The sequence below is a fragment of the Amycolatopsis saalfeldensis genome (genome assembly GCF_900110575.1).
Classification (GTDB): Bacteria; Actinomycetota; Actinomycetes; order Mycobacteriales; family Pseudonocardiaceae; genus Amycolatopsis; species Amycolatopsis saalfeldensis.
The window spans coordinates 79,529-93,266 of sequence record NZ_FOEF01000004.1; the positions used below are offsets into that span (position 1 = coordinate 79,529).

A 13,738-nucleotide genomic window follows, 5' to 3' on the forward strand; every position below is an offset into this window, starting at 1 on the left:
ATAAGCCACTGGAAGCAAGAGATTGTTATCACTGATAACGCGACGGTCAGGCCGAGCGCACGGCGGGCTCGAGCGTGTCCTCGCACCACTGCCGGAACGTGGTGGGGGTGTCGATCGCGTGCTGCGGGGTGCGGGTGACGCCCTGGTAGAGGCCGTTCTCGTTGGCGGTGATCAGGTCGACCATGCTCTGGGCGATGCCCTCGGACATCCCGGAGTTGAGCAACCGGTCCCGGTAGGCGGGCATCGGGACCTGCTGGTACCGCACGGGCCGGCCGAGCGCCTCGGTGGCGATCCCGGCCATGTCCTCATGGGACAGATCCTCGGGCCCGAGCAACGGGATTTCCTCCTGGCCGGTCCACGTCGGGTCGAGCAGCAGCCTCGCGGCGACGGCGGCGATGTCGCGGACCGCGACGGCCGGATGGCGCCGGTCGCCGGAGAAGGCGCCGGAGAACAGGCCCTGCTCCTTGAGCATCTCCTTCTGCCGCAACAAGTTGTCCATGAACCCGGGCAGGGCCAGCGCCCGGAACGCCACCCCGGTGCCGGCGATCAGGTCGTCCATGGCCAGCGCTCCGGTCCCGAGTCCGGCCCGGTCGGCGTACGGGGTGTGCCGGCCCAGGCTGCTGATGCTCACGACGCGCCGGACGCCCTGGCCGCGCAGGATTTCCGCGGCGGGGCGGGTGAATCCGGTGAAGGCCGCCACGGCGTCCGCGGCCTGGCGGTCGGGTGGGCACAGCCAGAACAGGGCGTCAGCGTCCTCGAGCGCGCGGGCGACGACGTCCGCGTCACCGTGTGAGCCCTCGACGACCTCGGCCCGGTCGCGCACCTCGGCGGGCAGCTTTTCCTGGTCCCGCACGACAACCCGGACCGGCTGGCTGCTCTCGAGGACCTGCGCCAGCACGCGGCTGCCGATGTTTCCGGTGGGGGTGGTGATGACGATCATGGCCGCGCTCCGGTGGGGTCGGGGTTGAAGTAGACTCAACCGTACCGTTTACTTTTTTGCGACGCAAGAACGCCGGGTGTCGGACATGCGTATGTGTCTTGTCTGTACCCCGGGTCGTCACTGTCGGGCTGAGGGAGTCACCCGGTTCATGGGAGTTGCGGGGCCTGGTGGCCCGGGGCCGTGCCGATCGGCGATAGGGCTATGCGCCAAGGCTGGCACGACCACCAGCGCTACACCGCCAGCTCAACACCCTCCACCAACAAGCCGCTTGACCTAGGGCGCTCAGGCGTGCGGCCGGACGCGCCGTCCGCGCAGGATCACGGCCAGCGGGGCGGCCAGCTGGCCCAGGTCGGTCCGCGGGTCTTCCGCGTACACCACGGCATCGGCCGGCGCGCCGGGTTCCAGGCCGCCGAGGCCGAGGAACTCGCGGGCCGACCAGGAGGCCGCGGCGAGGGCGTCGTGCGTGCGGATGCCGGTGCCCGCGAGCGCGCGGATCTCGTCGGCGATCAGCCCGTGCGGGTGGGAGTCCGTGCCGGCCAGGACGCGGACGCCGGCCTCGACCGCGGCCGCCACCAACGGCCCGAGCGCCTCGGTGCCGCCCAGCAGCCAGTCCTTGGCCGGGCCGTCCGGGCGGTCCCGCAAACCCGGCAGCATCCCCTGGAATCCCGACAAAGTCGGGGTCAGCGCGATGCCCTGGCGGGCCATGTCCGGCAGCAGCCCGGAATCCAGCCACATGCCGTGCTCCACCGAATCGACGCCGGCCGCGACCGCCGCCGTGCTGCCGGCGGAATGCTGGGTGTGCACGGCGAGCCGGCCACCGGTCGCGTGCACCGCGTCGGCCGCGGCCTTGAGCACGTCGACGGGAACCGCCGCGTCTTCCGGGCCCCAGTCCGCGATGATCTTGGCCCACCCGCTGCGCGCGGCCTGCGCCGCCGCGACCGACGGCAGCTCGGCGTGGTCCACGCGGTTGCCCCAGCCGTCGAAGAACTGGCCGTGCTGTGCGAGCCACGGGCCGGCGTGCACCGCGCGCGGCAGGTCCGGGTCCTCGCCGAACCACGGCGGCGGGTCGCCTGCGAGCCCGGGCGAGCGGATCAGGGTGACCCCGGCGTCGACGTGCCGGAGCAGGTCCTCGCGCAGCACCCCGTCGTCCAGCGGGTCGCCGGGTGACGTGGCGCCGGGGTGGGTGTGCGCGTCGACCAGTCCCGGCAGCAGCCAGCCCTCGGCTGCCAGTTCGGCATTCGGCACGGGATCGGTGGTCCAGCGGTCGCCGTCGGCGTACAGGTCGACGAATTCGCCGTGCGGCAGGGCGTAACCCCGGATCCGTAACACCATGACCGACCCCCGTCTCGTCCGGCTCGACCGTACCGGATTCCGTTGGCCGGTCAGGCGGATTTCACCGGGGCGGGCCGAGGATGACGTTCCCGAACCGCTCCGCGGCCTCGGCCATGCGCTCGGGGGAGATCTCGAAGCCGTCCGGACGCGGGGTCGCCCGATCGCGCCCGGCGTGGCGGAACATGCCCTCGATGCCGGCCGGGGTGTTGATCATCAGCAGGTCCGCCTTCGCCGACGTGATCCGGTAGGCGTGCGGGATGTTCTTGGGCAGGAACACAATCCCGCCCTCCTGCAGCTCGTGCTCTTCTTCGCCGACCCAGACCAGCGCGGTGCCGCCGATGAGCATGAAGACCTCGTCCTCGCGCGTGTGCTTGTGGAACGGCGGCGCTTCGCCCCGGCTGACGTCGAAGCGGCCGATCATCAGCCGGCCGCCGGTGGCCGCGCCGTCGAGCAGCATCGACAGCGTGCCGCCGTCGAGCCATTCGAGCTTCTGCTGCTGCTCGGGCTGGGCGAGGTAGGCCATGCTCATCTGCGGCTCCGTTCGGTCGGGTGCAGGTGGAATTCGACGTCGACCCCGGGTACGGCGAGACGCCGGAGCCGCCGATCCGGTCGCCGAGCACGGGGAAGACGAGGATCTGCCGTGCTATCGCGGGGCCGCCCCGGTCCCGGGCCGGCAACGCGACCGCCGCGGCCAGCCCGCCGCCCATCATGGCGATCCGGGCGGGGTCGGCCCCCAGCCCGGCCGCGTGCTCGTGCAGCCAGGTCGCGGACACGCAGCAGGATCTTCGCGCCATCTTCGGCCACTGCGGGGAAATCCGTGGTGACGACGTCGGCGGGAACGGGCTGGAAGCCGACCATCGGCGCCAGGATCGCGCCGAGCTGTGGATCGACGGTGAACGTCACGGTGGGGTCTGCTCCGTTCGACAGGGCCCGGCAATAAGCGGACGATATCGTCCGCCTAAGCGCGATGTCAACGGCAAGCGCCGCGGCTGTCATCATCAGGTCCATGGGTGAGGAGAACGGCAACGAGGCCGTCCGCCGGCGGGGGCTGCGACGGGACGCGGCCGACAACCGCGAGCGGGTACTGGCGGCGGCGGCCGCCGCGGTGCGCCGGGAAGGCACCGCGGTCCCGATGGCGACCGTCGCGGCGGATGCCGGGGTCGGGGTCGGCACCGTCTACCGGCACTACCCCTCACGCGAGGCGCTGCTCGGCGCGCTGACCCACCGGTCCTTCCGGCTGGTGCTCGACGCCGCCCGCAGCGCCGCGGGCCTCGACGCGTCCGCCATCGAAGGGATCCGCTCGTTCCTGGGCCGGACCATCGAGCACGGCGCGGATCTCGTGCTGCCGCTGCACGGCGGCCCGGCCACGATCGACGAGGCCGCGGTCTCACTGCGCGACGAGGTCCACCGGACGCTGGGCTCGATGCTGGAGCGCGGCCGCCGCGACGGCACGATCCGGCCCGGCGTCCGTACCGCGGACCTGGTCGTGTTCGGCGCGCTCCTGGCCCAGCGCCTGCCGCACGTCGAGGACTGGGAAACGGTCGCGCACCGGCAGGCCGACATCTACGTGGCGGGTCTCGCCGCGGTCTGACCGGTTGGTCCACAATGGACCGGCTTCCCGCCTGTCGCGGCCGGGCAGGGAAACGGTGCTGTGGCGCGACAACTCAGTCCACATTGGCCACCACGACGTGCACCGCCGGGCTCGGGTCCCCGCCCGGCGGCCGGTGGACGACGACGCGCGCCGGGGCGATCGAGGTCGGCACCGTCAGCTCAAGGGTGAGGTGGCCGCCACGCATGAGCCGGCCGGGGAAGTCAAGCGCTGGAAGGCTTTCGCGGCCGGCGCGGGCCGGGCCAGGAGGGACCCGCGGCTCCCTTCGGTGGCCGGTCAGACGCTGCGCAGCACCGAGACCACGGTGCCGATGACCACGGCCCGGTCGCCGTCGATCACGTCGTAGGCCGGGTTGCGTGGTTCGAGGTACACGTGGCCGCCGCGGCGGCGGTACACCTTGACGGTGGCCTCCTCGTCGATCATCGCGGCGACGATCTGGCCCGAGTGGGCCTCCGACTGCTGGCGCACGACGACGATGTCGCCGTCGCAGATCGCGGCGTCGACCATCGAGTCGCCGCGCACGCGCAGGCCGAAGACGGTGCCCCGCCCGGTGAGCCCGCGCGGGAGGGTGAGGACGTCGTCGACGTGCTCCTCGGCCGAGATCGGCGTGCCCGCGGCGATGTGGCCGACCACGGGCACCGGCACCGAGTCGCCGGACTGCTCCCGTTCCGGGGCCCCGTCCAGGAACAGCCGCACGTCGATCGGCCGGGACATCGAGGTGCCGCGCCGCAGGAATCCCTTGTCCTCCAGGCTGGCCAGGTGCTTCGACACCGAGGACGACGACCGCAGCCCGACCGCGTCGCCGATCTCGCGGGTGCTGGGCGAGTACCCGTGCCGGACCACCCAGTCCCGGATCGTCACCAGGATGCGCTGCTGGCGTTCGGGCAGTGCGGCGGCGTCCAGGTGGTCGAAGGTGTCGTCGTAGGTGGTCACCCGCGGAATCGTAGAGCCCGCCGGCCGCGATCCCGGCAGCGGCACGCGGGCCGCCGCCAATCGGCTCGGCGACGCCGCCCCAAGCGGTGTCCCCTCGGCCGCGAAGCGTTCCACGCCCAGCCCGGACGCTGTGATAGTTTAGATCGAACTGGGGCTTATGTGCTAATGCAAACGGGCACCGGTCGACGGGGCGGTAGCTCAGTTGGTTAGAGCAGGGGACTCATAATCCCTTGGCCGTCGGTTCGAGCCCGACCCGCCCCACTACCTGCGATTTCGACATCAGAGCATCCCGTGCGTCGCTCGATCAGCAAGGGGCGAGCCGGCCCAGCACGGCATACGCTTCCGCTATAGACGCGAGAACTCGGCTTCCGGCACTGGGTGGACCTGTAGGAGCTGCTGCCGGACTGGAGGCGGCATCCGAGGGCCAAGAACACGATCGACTCGTACTTTCGGGTGGCGACCGAGTTCGTCGGCTACCTCTTCGCGCAAGGCATGCCAACGGCCGCTTCGGCGGTCAGCCGGGAGCACGTCGAGCACTGCTTCGTCCACGTGCAGGAGCGGTCGCGGCGAACATCGCCGAGCACTACCGGACGCTGCAACAGCTCCGGCGGTGGCTGGTAGACGTCGAGGGCGAGATCGTCGTGTCGCCGATGGCGAAGACATCGGCGACAGCGGTGCCGGAGCAGCCGTCCGACGTGCTGGCCGAGGATCAGCTGAAAGCATTGCTGGACACCACGAAGGGCCGCACGTCCTCGGAAACGGGCGGCGCGGGCGCGCCACCTGTATGCGAACCAATCGGACGCAATGTGGTTGGGTCGCAAGGGAAGACTGACGGCCAACGGAATCCGGCAGCTGTTCAGCCACCGCGCGGACAATGCGAAGGTGCCGCACGCGTATCCGCGCCGGTTCCGACAGACGTTCGCGCCGGTGGCCCGCCGAGCCGGCCAGGGGCAGGACCTGATGCGGCTGACGAGCCAGCGGTCGCGCGAGATGCTGGGCCGCTACGGGGCTTCGGCGGCCGAGGAGCCTGTCGCGCCGACTGGGTGGACGGGTCGCGGGGCCGGGCCGGTGCGCGTCGCGAGCCGAGCCGCATTTCGGCTACCTGACAGAGATCTCGGACGAGGCCGGGGTAGATCCCGACGTCGTCGGGATCGCTGGTGGTGATCTCGGTGTGCAGCACCTCGATGCTGAGCAGTTCGTCATCGAACAGCCAGAACTCGTGGCGCGGAGAGCCCGGTAGCTCCGCGGCGGGCGCCGACCTGCGCAGTGTGCAGGTAAGAAGGCGACCAGGCTCGCGTCACACTGCTGCGTGTGCTCGGCGACATCGCCCCGACCGACTGACCGGGATCGGTCAGAGCAGTTGCGCCTGCACCGCGTACATCGCGTCCTTGAGTGCCACGAACTCGGCGTTCGACTTCTTCAGGAACAGCAGAGCGTTCTCGTCGGTGCCAGTCTTCTTCGATCGATGTGCCGGCATTGCGCGCCGCTCCTGGGCGCCAGGCACCGTGAACTCGATCCGCCCCTGGAACAACGCCGTCACTGGCTTGAAGTTGATCGCTGAGATGTTCTTGACGTGGTCGCGGTGATGGTGGTCATCCCGGTCCCCTTCCTGGTCGTCCGGGAGTCGCGGTCCATGGTGCTCGCGTTACCCGAGGGGGTGCGGGTAGCCCTCGGCGTCCGAGCCCGACCCGCCCCACCTGTCATACCTCCGGCGGCGGTCATGGGCTGAGCGGGCCATCTCCACCATTACCGGCGAGGTCGTCGACGGCATGGTCGAGTGGTGGAACCGGTCGCTGGAAATCTGTGTTAAACGCCTTCGACGGTCGCCTGGTCGCCGGGCGCGAGTAGATCACTTCAACCCGAGCCGCACCGCTCGTTTGACAGACCCCGCCTCAGGGTCGGTGCGGTGGTGAGGATCCAGGCGAAGAGCAGTGCGGGCACCACTGTGATCAGGGGACCTTCCAGGGAGAGAATGCCCCGTGGGGTCACGAGTGACACGAGCAGCAGGATATGCGCGGCGGCCGTGAGAATGGCGAGGTCGCCAGTGGGCCGTGGTAGTCGTTTGGTGGTGAAAACGACCGTGGCATACGCGCCCAGTGCGACGGCGGCGGGCATGCCGGACATGGCCAGCAGGGCGAATGTGAGGTCGTAAAGGAGTTGTGCCGTGGCGGGGGCAGGCGTCCGATAGGCGAGGACGAAAGAGCTGGTGAATCCGGCCAGCAGCAACAGGACCATGCCGCTGAAGGCCACGCCGAACAGGCTTGTGGCAAGGGTGTCCGAGGCCGACACGCGGCGGAGTCGAAGCCAGGCCGCGCCGCCGAAGATCAGCCAGAGGGTGACTCCGGCGGTGTCGAGGGCCAGGGTTGCGCGCAGGGCGGCTTGCTGGTCGACGACGAACCGGGCGACCTCCGGTCCGGACGCGGAGGTCGAGGGCATCTGCCAGATGGGCACCAGAAGGTTGCTGGCCACCGGGAGCAGGACCCCCGAGACGCTGGCGATCACGCCGGCGTTGATCCGCCGGATTCCAGTTCGGCTCTGCGCGGTCATCGGTGCCCCCAGCCGCTATCTAGACGTTGGCTAGTTTACGAGGCGGCGGCATCTTGTCAACGCCTAGATGCCGGTAGCGTTTGCCTCATGGCGAGCGACGCACCCAAGCCCTACCACCACGGAAATCTGCGCCAGGCCTTGATCGACGCCGCGGTCGCCGAGGTCGAAGCGGTGGGGCCCGCCGCGTTGAGCATGCGCGAGATCGCCCGGCGAGCCGGGGTTTCGCACGGAGCCCCGGCCCACCACTTCCGTGACAAAGCGGGGGTCTTCACCGCCATCGCCACCGAAGCGTTCCGGCTGGCCGGCCAGACCATCGGACCGGTCGCCCACGGGCCGTACGGCTTCCTCGACGGTGGCAACGCCTACATCGGCTTCGCGCTGGCACACCCCGGCCACTTCGCCGTCATGCTGCGGCCGGACCTCTACCACGACGACGACCCCGAACTGTCGCTCGCGCGCGACGAGGCGTTCCAGATCCTCTACGGCAGTGCAGGCAACCTCGACGGGCTACCACCAGGCGCCGACGTCACCGGCGTGGTGCTCGCCGGGTGGTCGTTCGCCCACGGCTTCGCGACGCTTTGGCTCAACGGCAACCTCGAAGGCCGGCTCGGACCGACCCCGGCCGACGTCGCCGGCCAGCTCCGCGACGGCCTCGTCCGCCTCGGCCGCGCCCTGGAACGACAACGCGGCGACCAGTAGCGACGAACCTCCGGAGTTGCCGCCGAGCGCGCGGGCCGGGCGTCGACCCGGGCGGGCGCTTAAGCTGGCGATCGTGACGATGCGCAAGTGGACCGCCGGCGATCTTCCCGACTTGACCGGGCGCACGGTCGTGGTGACCGGGGCGGCCGGCGGGGTGGGGCGCGGCACAGCAGCCGCCTTCAGTGCGGCAGGGGCGCGCACGGTGCTGGCGGTACGGGATGTCGCCGCCGGCGAGCGGGCCGCGGCCGCTATGCCTGGCCATACCGAGGTTCGCGAACTCGACCTGGCGGATCTGGCGTCGGTGCGCGCGTTCGCCGGGGACTGGCGGGACGGACTCGACATCCTGGTCAACAACGCCGGGGTGGCGATGACCCCGCACGGTCACACGGCGGACGGGTTCGAGCTGCAGTTCGGCACCAACCACCTCGGCCACTTCGCGCTGACCAACCTGCTGCTGCCCTCGATCACCGGCCGCGTGGTGACCGTGGCCTCCGGTGCGCACAAGGCGGGCGTGCTCGACCTCGATGACCTCGACTTCGCCCGCTCCGGCTACAGCCCGGTGAAGGCCTACGGCCGGTCGAAGCTGGCGAACCTGCTGTTCACCCTCGAACTGGAGCGGCGTTGTCGCGAAGCCGGATCGTCCGTGCGCGCGCTGTCCTCACACCCCGGGTATTCCGCGACCAATCTCGGCACCAAGGGCCGCAACCCGCACCTGGTCAAGATCGTCCACCTGGCCGGACGCTATTTCGCGCAGACCGAGGCGCAGGGCGCGCTGCCGTCGTTGTACGCCGCGACCCAGGACCTGCCGGGAGCCAGCTACGTCGGCCCGGACGGGCGTTACGAGCTGCACGGTCACCCGGCGCTGGTCGGCCGGTCGGCGATGGCCAGCGACCCGGTACTGGCGCGGCGGCTGTGGGAAACGTCGGAGCGGCTCACCGGGGTGACCTTCCCGCTGGTCGCGAAGCCTTGACCGACCGGACGGAACGGCGTGGCCAAGTAAACGCCAGCGAGCCGGTCGTCAGGAAGCGTCCGTCCGGAGCCGGGGAACGGACTCGATCAGCCGCCGGGTGTAGGCGTGGGCCGGATTCGCGAAGATCGCGCGGGTGGGGCCGGCTTCGACGATCTCGCCCTGGTGGATCACCGAGACCTCGTCGCAGATCTCGTTGACCACGGCCAGATTGTGCGAGATGAGCACCACGCTGAGCCCGGCGGAGTCCCGCAGGCCGGCCAGCAGCTCCAGGATGGCCGACTGCGCGGACACGTCCAGCGCGGAGGTCGGCTCGTCGGCCACCAGCAGGCTCGGCTCCACCGCGAGGGCCCGCGCGATGGCGATGCGCTGGCGTTGCCCGCCGGAGAACTGGCCCGGCACCCGGTCCAGCGCCGACGCGGGCATGGCCACCTGGTCCAGCAGCTCGCGGCACCGGGCTTCGAGCGCCGAGCGCCCGGTCGTTCCGCCGGGGCGGAGCAGTTCGGTGAGGGTCTGGCGCACCGTCATGCGCGGATCGAGGGACGCGTAGGGGCCCTGGAAGACCATCTGGATCGCCCGCAGCTGCGCCCGGCCGCGCCGCCGGCCCAGCGGGGTGCCGTCCCATTCCACCGTGCCGGCATCGGTCTTCAGCGCTCCGGTGAGCACTCGGGCCAGCGTCGTCTTGCCCGAGCCGGACTCGCCGACCAGGCCGTGGATCTGTCGTGAGTGGACGGTGAGGTCCACTCCGGCGAGCGCGGGGCGGGCCGCGTGCCGGTAGGTGACGCCGATCCCGCGGGCCGCCAGGCGGGGCACGGACACGGCCGGGCTTTCCACGCCGGCGGCGTCCGGCCGGCCCGGCAGTTCGATCACCGATTCGAGCAGGGTGCGGGTGTAGTCGGTGCCGGGGCCCGCGAGCACGGCGGAAGTGGGGCCGGCCTCCAGCCGAAGTCCCTCGCGCAGCACGATGATCTCGTCGGCCACCTGGCTGATCACGGCCAGGTCGTGGCTGACGAAAACGACGGCCGGCCCGGCGCGCTGCGTGATCTCGGCGAGCAGGTCCAGCACCGCGGCCTGGACCGTGACGTCCAGCGCCGTGGTCGGCTCGTCGCACAGCAGCACCTCGGGCTCGGCGGCCAGCGCCGCCGCGATCATGATCCGCTGCCGCTGCCCGCCGGAGAGCTGGTGCGGGTAGGCGCGGGCCAGCCGTTCGGGGTCGGGCAGCCGGACCTGCCGCATCAGCTCCAGCGCGAGCCGGCGCGAGTGCGCGGCCGAGTGCCCGAACACGCGGCGCGGCACCTCGGCGATCAGGTCGCCCACCCGCATCACCGGGTTCAGCGCGGCCAGCGGATCCTGGAACACCATGGCCGGCCGCTGCCTGCGGGCCGCCCGGATTCCCTTGCCGGTCAACGGAAGCTCGGTCTCGCCGAGCCACAGCCGGCCCGAGGTGACGCGGGCGGCCCCGGGCAGGATGCCCATGATCGCCCGCAGCGAGAGGCTCTTGCCGCTGCCCGATTCGCCGACGATGCCGACCGTGCGCCCCGGCGCGACCTCGAAACCGAGGCTGTCCACGGCGGGCGGCTGCGGCCCGGGGAACTCGACGCTGAGCCCTTCCAGCCGCAGCGCGGGTCGCGCGGTCATCGGCGCACCCGCCAGACGTCCGCGATGCCGTCCGCCAGCAACGCGAATCCGATCCCGGTGAGCACGACGGCGAAGCCCGGCATCGTGGGCAGCCACCACAGAGTCGTGATCAACGCGCGGTTGTCGGAAATCATCGATCCCCAGTCGGGCGTCGGCGGCTGCACGCCGAGGCCGAGGAAGCCGAGCGTGATCACGGCGACGATCACGACGATCATGTCCGAGGCGAGCAGCACGACGGCCTGGGTGAGGGTGTGCGGCAGGACGTGGCGCAGGATCACCCGCCACATGGGCAATCCGCCCTGCCGGGCAGCGGTCACCCAGTCCTGTCTTCGGGTGATCCGGGTGGTCGCGCGGATCACCCGGGCGTAGGTCACCCAGCCGACCACGCCCAGCGCCACGTAGATCCCGCGCTCGCCCGCGCCCACCACGAACACCAGGGTGATCACCAGGACGTAGAACGGAAACGCGATCAGCACGTCGATCACCCGCATGACGGCCGTGTCGATCCAGCCGCCGAAGTAGCCGGCGACGGTGCCGAGCACGACGCCGGCGACGAACGGTGTGATGAGCGCGAGAATCGCGATCCGCAGATCGGTTCCCGCCGCGTTGACCAACCGGCTCAGCATGTCCCGGCCGAGCTGGTCGGTGCCGAGCCAGTGCGCGCCGCTGGGGCCGGCCAGCAGCGCGTCCGCGTCCTGGGCCGTCGGATCCGGCAGCCAGATCGGGCCGAGGACGGCGATCGCCGCGATGGCGGCCAACCAGGATCGAGCCGGCCATGAACGGCGGGCTCGAGGTCATTCACCGCCTCAGCGACGCGTGGCCCCGTTCGCTCCCGAGCGGCCCCGAGGCGCGCCTCATGCCCGGGCCCGCAGCCGCGGGTCCACGAGCGCGGCGCCCGCCTCGGTGAGCAGGTTGACCACCACCACGACGACGGCGAGCAGCAGCGCGATGCCTTGTACGACGGGAAAATCGCGGTCGCCGATCGCGGTGAACATCAGCCCGCCCAGGCCGTTGAGGTCGAAGACCTGCTCGACCACCACCGTGCCGCCGACCAGGTAGGCGAGGTTCAGCCCGAGCAGCGTCACCATGGGCACGACCGCGTTGCGGGCCGCGTGCACGAACAGCACCCGCGTTTCGCTCAGCGAGCGGGTCCGCGCGGCGGCGATGTAGTCGGACTGCAGCACCTCGAGCAGTTCCGCCCGCAGGCTGCGGATCAGCAGCGGCGCGATGGCCAGCGCGGCGGTGAACGCGGGCAGCACGAGCCCGCGGGAGGTCAGCCAGGCGCCGGGACCGGCGCCACCGACCGGGAACCAGTGCAGCCGCACGCTGAACAGGATGATCAGCAGCAGCCCCAGCCAGATCGCCGGCATCCCGGCCCCGACGGCGGGAATGATCCGGATCAGCTGGTCGGGCAGGCGGTCCTTGGCCACGGCCGCCCACACGGCCAGCGGCACGCTGATCAGCACACAGGCGACCCCGGCCATCACGACCAGTTCGACGGTCAAGCCGATGCGCGGCTCGATCAGCGACCGGGCCGGTACGCCGTAGAACAGCGAGGTTCCCGTGTCGGCGCGGGTGAACAGCCCGGCGACGAACGAGCCGAACTGCGCGGTGAGCGGCCGGTCCAGGCCCCATTGCTGCCGCAGGGCCGCGACCTGGGCGTCGGTCGCGTGAGTGCCGAGGATCTGCCGCGCCGGGTCGCCGGGGATGAGGTGCAGCAGCAGGAACGTCAGCACCACGACCCCGCAGACCACCAGCATGGCCTGGGCCGCGCGGCGCGCGAGGAACTTCATCGGGCGGCCCCGGGCCGGACGGTCATGCCAGCCAGACTTCCTTGAGGCGCACCGCTCCGGCGGGGTTCACCTTGAAGCCCTGCACGTGGCTGCCCAGCCCCTTGATCGCCGCCGGGTAGGACAGCGGCACGAACGGCACGTCGTCGGCGACCTTCTGCTGGATCTGGCCGTAGAGGCGCTGGCGCTTGGCGGAATCCGGCTCGGTTTCGGCCTGCCGCACGAGCGCGGTGGTCGCCGGATCGCTGTAGTGCGTCCAGTACGAGTTCGAGCCGCCGTCGGTCTCGTCCAGCTCGAAGGAGGCCATCTCGTCGGGGTCACTGATGTCGTTGATCGCGATGTCGATGAACAGGTCGAAGTCGAACTTCTGGAACGCCGCCTGGTACGCCGCGTCCTCGATGGACCGGATGGAGATCGTGACGCCGATCTGCTTGAGCGAGGCCTGGATGATCTGCGTGAAATTGGCGGGCGGCACGGTGTCGATCACGTCGACCTGCCCGGCCTGCAACTGCTGCACCAGCTGGTTCTCGTCCTGGACGACGGTGAACTCCACCTTGTCCAGATACGGGCCGGGGGCGTTCCAGTACTTCGGATTGGCGGCCAGCGTCACCGTGCCCCCCTTCACCCAAGATTCGAGGGTGAACGGCCCGGTGCCGACCGGCTTCGCGAAGAACTCGGCGGCGGGCTTGCCCTGCAGGTCGTCCGGGACGATCGAGTTCGAGAACGCCGAGATGTCCGAGGTGAACGGGCTCCAGGCCTGGGTCAGCCGGACGACGACGCTCAGGTCGCCGGCCGCGGTGACCGACGAGATCACGCCGTCGAGGAAGCTCAGCGGTCCCTTGCTGCTTTGCGCCCGCTTCAGCGAGTACACGACGTCCGCCGAGGTCAGCGGCGAACCGTCGGAGAAGGTGACTTTCGGGCGGAGGGCGAAGGTGTAGGTCTTGCCGTCCGGTGAAACCGTGTGGCCGGTGGCCAGGTGCGGCTGCAGCGAGCCGTCCACCGCGGTGAGGTAGAGCGGCTCGAAGATCTGGTTGAGGGTGTAGACGTCGCCGGCCAGGATGGTGCCGTGCGGGTCGAGGTTCGCCGGTCCGGGCAGGCTCCCGTCGGACGCCGAGCACGCGGCCAGCAGCGGGCCGGTCGCGGCCAGCCCGATGCCGGCGATGCCCAGCTGCAGGATCCGCCGGCGGCCGGCCATGAAGGATTCGGGCAAAAGGGAACGCTCCTTGGGAATGACACCGAAGAGCCGGCTGGCAGCACCTTCCGCGGTGAGCCTGCTGACCGGC

At 70.9% G+C, this 13,738-nt stretch carries 14 protein-coding genes, 1 tRNA gene and 1 pseudogene; 4 read left to right on the forward strand and 12 right to left on the reverse strand.

Annotated features, from left to right (window positions below; all coding sequences use genetic code 11):
* Positions 1 to 46: 46 nt before the first annotated feature.
* The 4 genes and pseudogenes from BMY97_RS11150 to BMY97_RS49550 all read right to left on the reverse strand — a co-directional run.
* Positions 47 to 940, reverse strand: coding sequence for an NAD(P)H-binding protein (locus BMY97_RS11150; RefSeq protein WP_091616531.1), 894 nt, complete (start codon positions 938 to 940; stop codon positions 47 to 49).
* A 282-nt stretch (positions 941 to 1,222) separates the two neighbouring features.
* The gene (locus BMY97_RS11155) at positions 1,223 to 2,272 is read right to left on the reverse strand and encodes an amidohydrolase family protein (protein ID WP_091616533.1); all 1,050 of its coding nucleotides are present in this window, start codon (positions 2,270 to 2,272) and stop codon (positions 1,223 to 1,225) included.
* Between the two features lie 61 nt (positions 2,273 to 2,333).
* A complete protein-coding gene (locus BMY97_RS11160; protein ID WP_091616535.1) occupies positions 2,334 to 2,801 on the reverse strand; it encodes a cupin domain-containing protein in 468 nt (155 codons plus the stop codon).
* Between the two features lie 142 nt (positions 2,802 to 2,943).
* Positions 2,944 to 3,066 (reverse strand): annotated as a pseudogene (locus BMY97_RS49550) (alpha/beta hydrolase); the annotation flags it as partial.
* Positions 3,067 to 3,278: 212 nt separating this feature from the next.
* Between BMY97_RS49550 and BMY97_RS11170 the strand changes: the two are divergent.
* Positions 3,279 to 3,863, forward strand: coding sequence for a TetR/AcrR family transcriptional regulator (locus BMY97_RS11170; protein WP_091616537.1), 585 nt, complete (start codon positions 3,279 to 3,281; stop codon positions 3,861 to 3,863).
* A gap of 73 nt (positions 3,864 to 3,936) precedes the next feature.
* On the opposite strand, the gene BMY97_RS49095 is transcribed toward BMY97_RS11170, so the two are convergent.
* Both BMY97_RS49095 and lexA read right to left on the reverse strand, forming a co-directional pair.
* Positions 3,937 to 4,068 carry a hypothetical protein gene (locus tag BMY97_RS49095; protein WP_281246895.1) on the reverse strand — a complete coding sequence of 44 codons (132 nt, stop codon included), beginning with the start codon at positions 4,066 to 4,068 and terminating at the stop codon, positions 3,937 to 3,939.
* Between the two features lie 89 nt (positions 4,069 to 4,157).
* The gene (lexA, locus tag BMY97_RS11175; RefSeq protein WP_091616539.1) at positions 4,158 to 4,814 is read right to left on the reverse strand and encodes a transcriptional repressor LexA; all 657 of its coding nucleotides are present in this window, start codon (positions 4,812 to 4,814) and stop codon (positions 4,158 to 4,160) included.
* A 187-nt stretch (positions 4,815 to 5,001) separates the two neighbouring features.
* Here lexA and BMY97_RS11180 point away from each other — a divergent pair.
* Positions 5,002 to 5,075 (forward strand) — tRNA-Ile (locus BMY97_RS11180).
* 1,090 nt (positions 5,076 to 6,165) lie between these two features.
* Here the strand turns inward: BMY97_RS11180 and BMY97_RS11185 are convergent.
* Positions 6,166 to 6,378 carry a hypothetical protein gene (locus BMY97_RS11185; protein WP_342744027.1) on the reverse strand — a complete coding sequence of 71 codons (213 nt, stop codon included), beginning with the start codon at positions 6,376 to 6,378 and terminating at the stop codon, positions 6,166 to 6,168.
* 290 nt (positions 6,379 to 6,668) lie between these two features.
* Entirely contained in the window at positions 6,669 to 7,361 is a 693-nt protein-coding gene (locus BMY97_RS11190; RefSeq protein ID WP_143086181.1) for a hypothetical protein, read from the reverse strand.
* An 87-nt stretch (positions 7,362 to 7,448) separates the two neighbouring features.
* Between BMY97_RS11190 and BMY97_RS11195 the strand changes: the two genes are divergently transcribed.
* Together BMY97_RS11195 and BMY97_RS11200 are read left to right on the forward strand one after the other, a co-directional pair.
* Positions 7,449 to 8,060 carry a TetR/AcrR family transcriptional regulator gene (locus BMY97_RS11195; RefSeq protein WP_091616545.1) on the forward strand — a complete coding sequence of 204 codons (612 nt, stop codon included), beginning with the start codon at positions 7,449 to 7,451 and terminating at the stop codon, positions 8,058 to 8,060.
* A gap of 79 nt (positions 8,061 to 8,139) precedes the next feature.
* On the forward strand, positions 8,140 to 9,030 hold the full coding sequence (locus tag BMY97_RS11200) for an oxidoreductase (RefSeq protein WP_091616548.1): 891 nt from the start codon (positions 8,140 to 8,142) through the stop codon (positions 9,028 to 9,030).
* A 48-nt stretch (positions 9,031 to 9,078) separates the two neighbouring features.
* Here the strand turns inward: BMY97_RS11200 and BMY97_RS11205 are convergent, their stop codons facing one another.
* The 4 genes from BMY97_RS11205 to BMY97_RS11220 all read right to left on the reverse strand — a co-directional run bounded on the left by BMY97_RS11205 (position 9,079) and on the right by BMY97_RS11220 (position 13,665).
* Positions 9,079 to 10,665: an ATP-binding cassette domain-containing protein gene (locus BMY97_RS11205; protein ID WP_091616550.1), complete on the reverse strand. Its 1,587-nt coding sequence runs from the start codon at positions 10,663 to 10,665 to the stop codon at positions 9,079 to 9,081.
* On the reverse strand, positions 10,662 to 11,423 hold the full coding sequence (locus tag BMY97_RS11210; RefSeq protein ID WP_218156764.1) for an ABC transporter permease: 762 nt from the start codon (positions 11,421 to 11,423) through the stop codon (positions 10,662 to 10,664). The genes BMY97_RS11205 and BMY97_RS11210 overlap by 4 nt, the downstream gene beginning before the upstream one ends.
* Positions 11,424 to 11,519: 96 nt before the next feature.
* Entirely contained in the window at positions 11,520 to 12,458 is a 939-nt protein-coding gene (locus BMY97_RS11215) for an ABC transporter permease (RefSeq protein ID WP_091616552.1), read from the reverse strand.
* A gap of 22 nt (positions 12,459 to 12,480) precedes the next feature.
* The gene (locus tag BMY97_RS11220; protein WP_143086182.1) at positions 12,481 to 13,665 is read right to left on the reverse strand and encodes an ABC transporter substrate-binding protein; all 1,185 of its coding nucleotides are present in this window, start codon (positions 13,663 to 13,665) and stop codon (positions 12,481 to 12,483) included.
* Between the last annotated feature and the right edge of the window lie 73 nt (positions 13,666 to 13,738).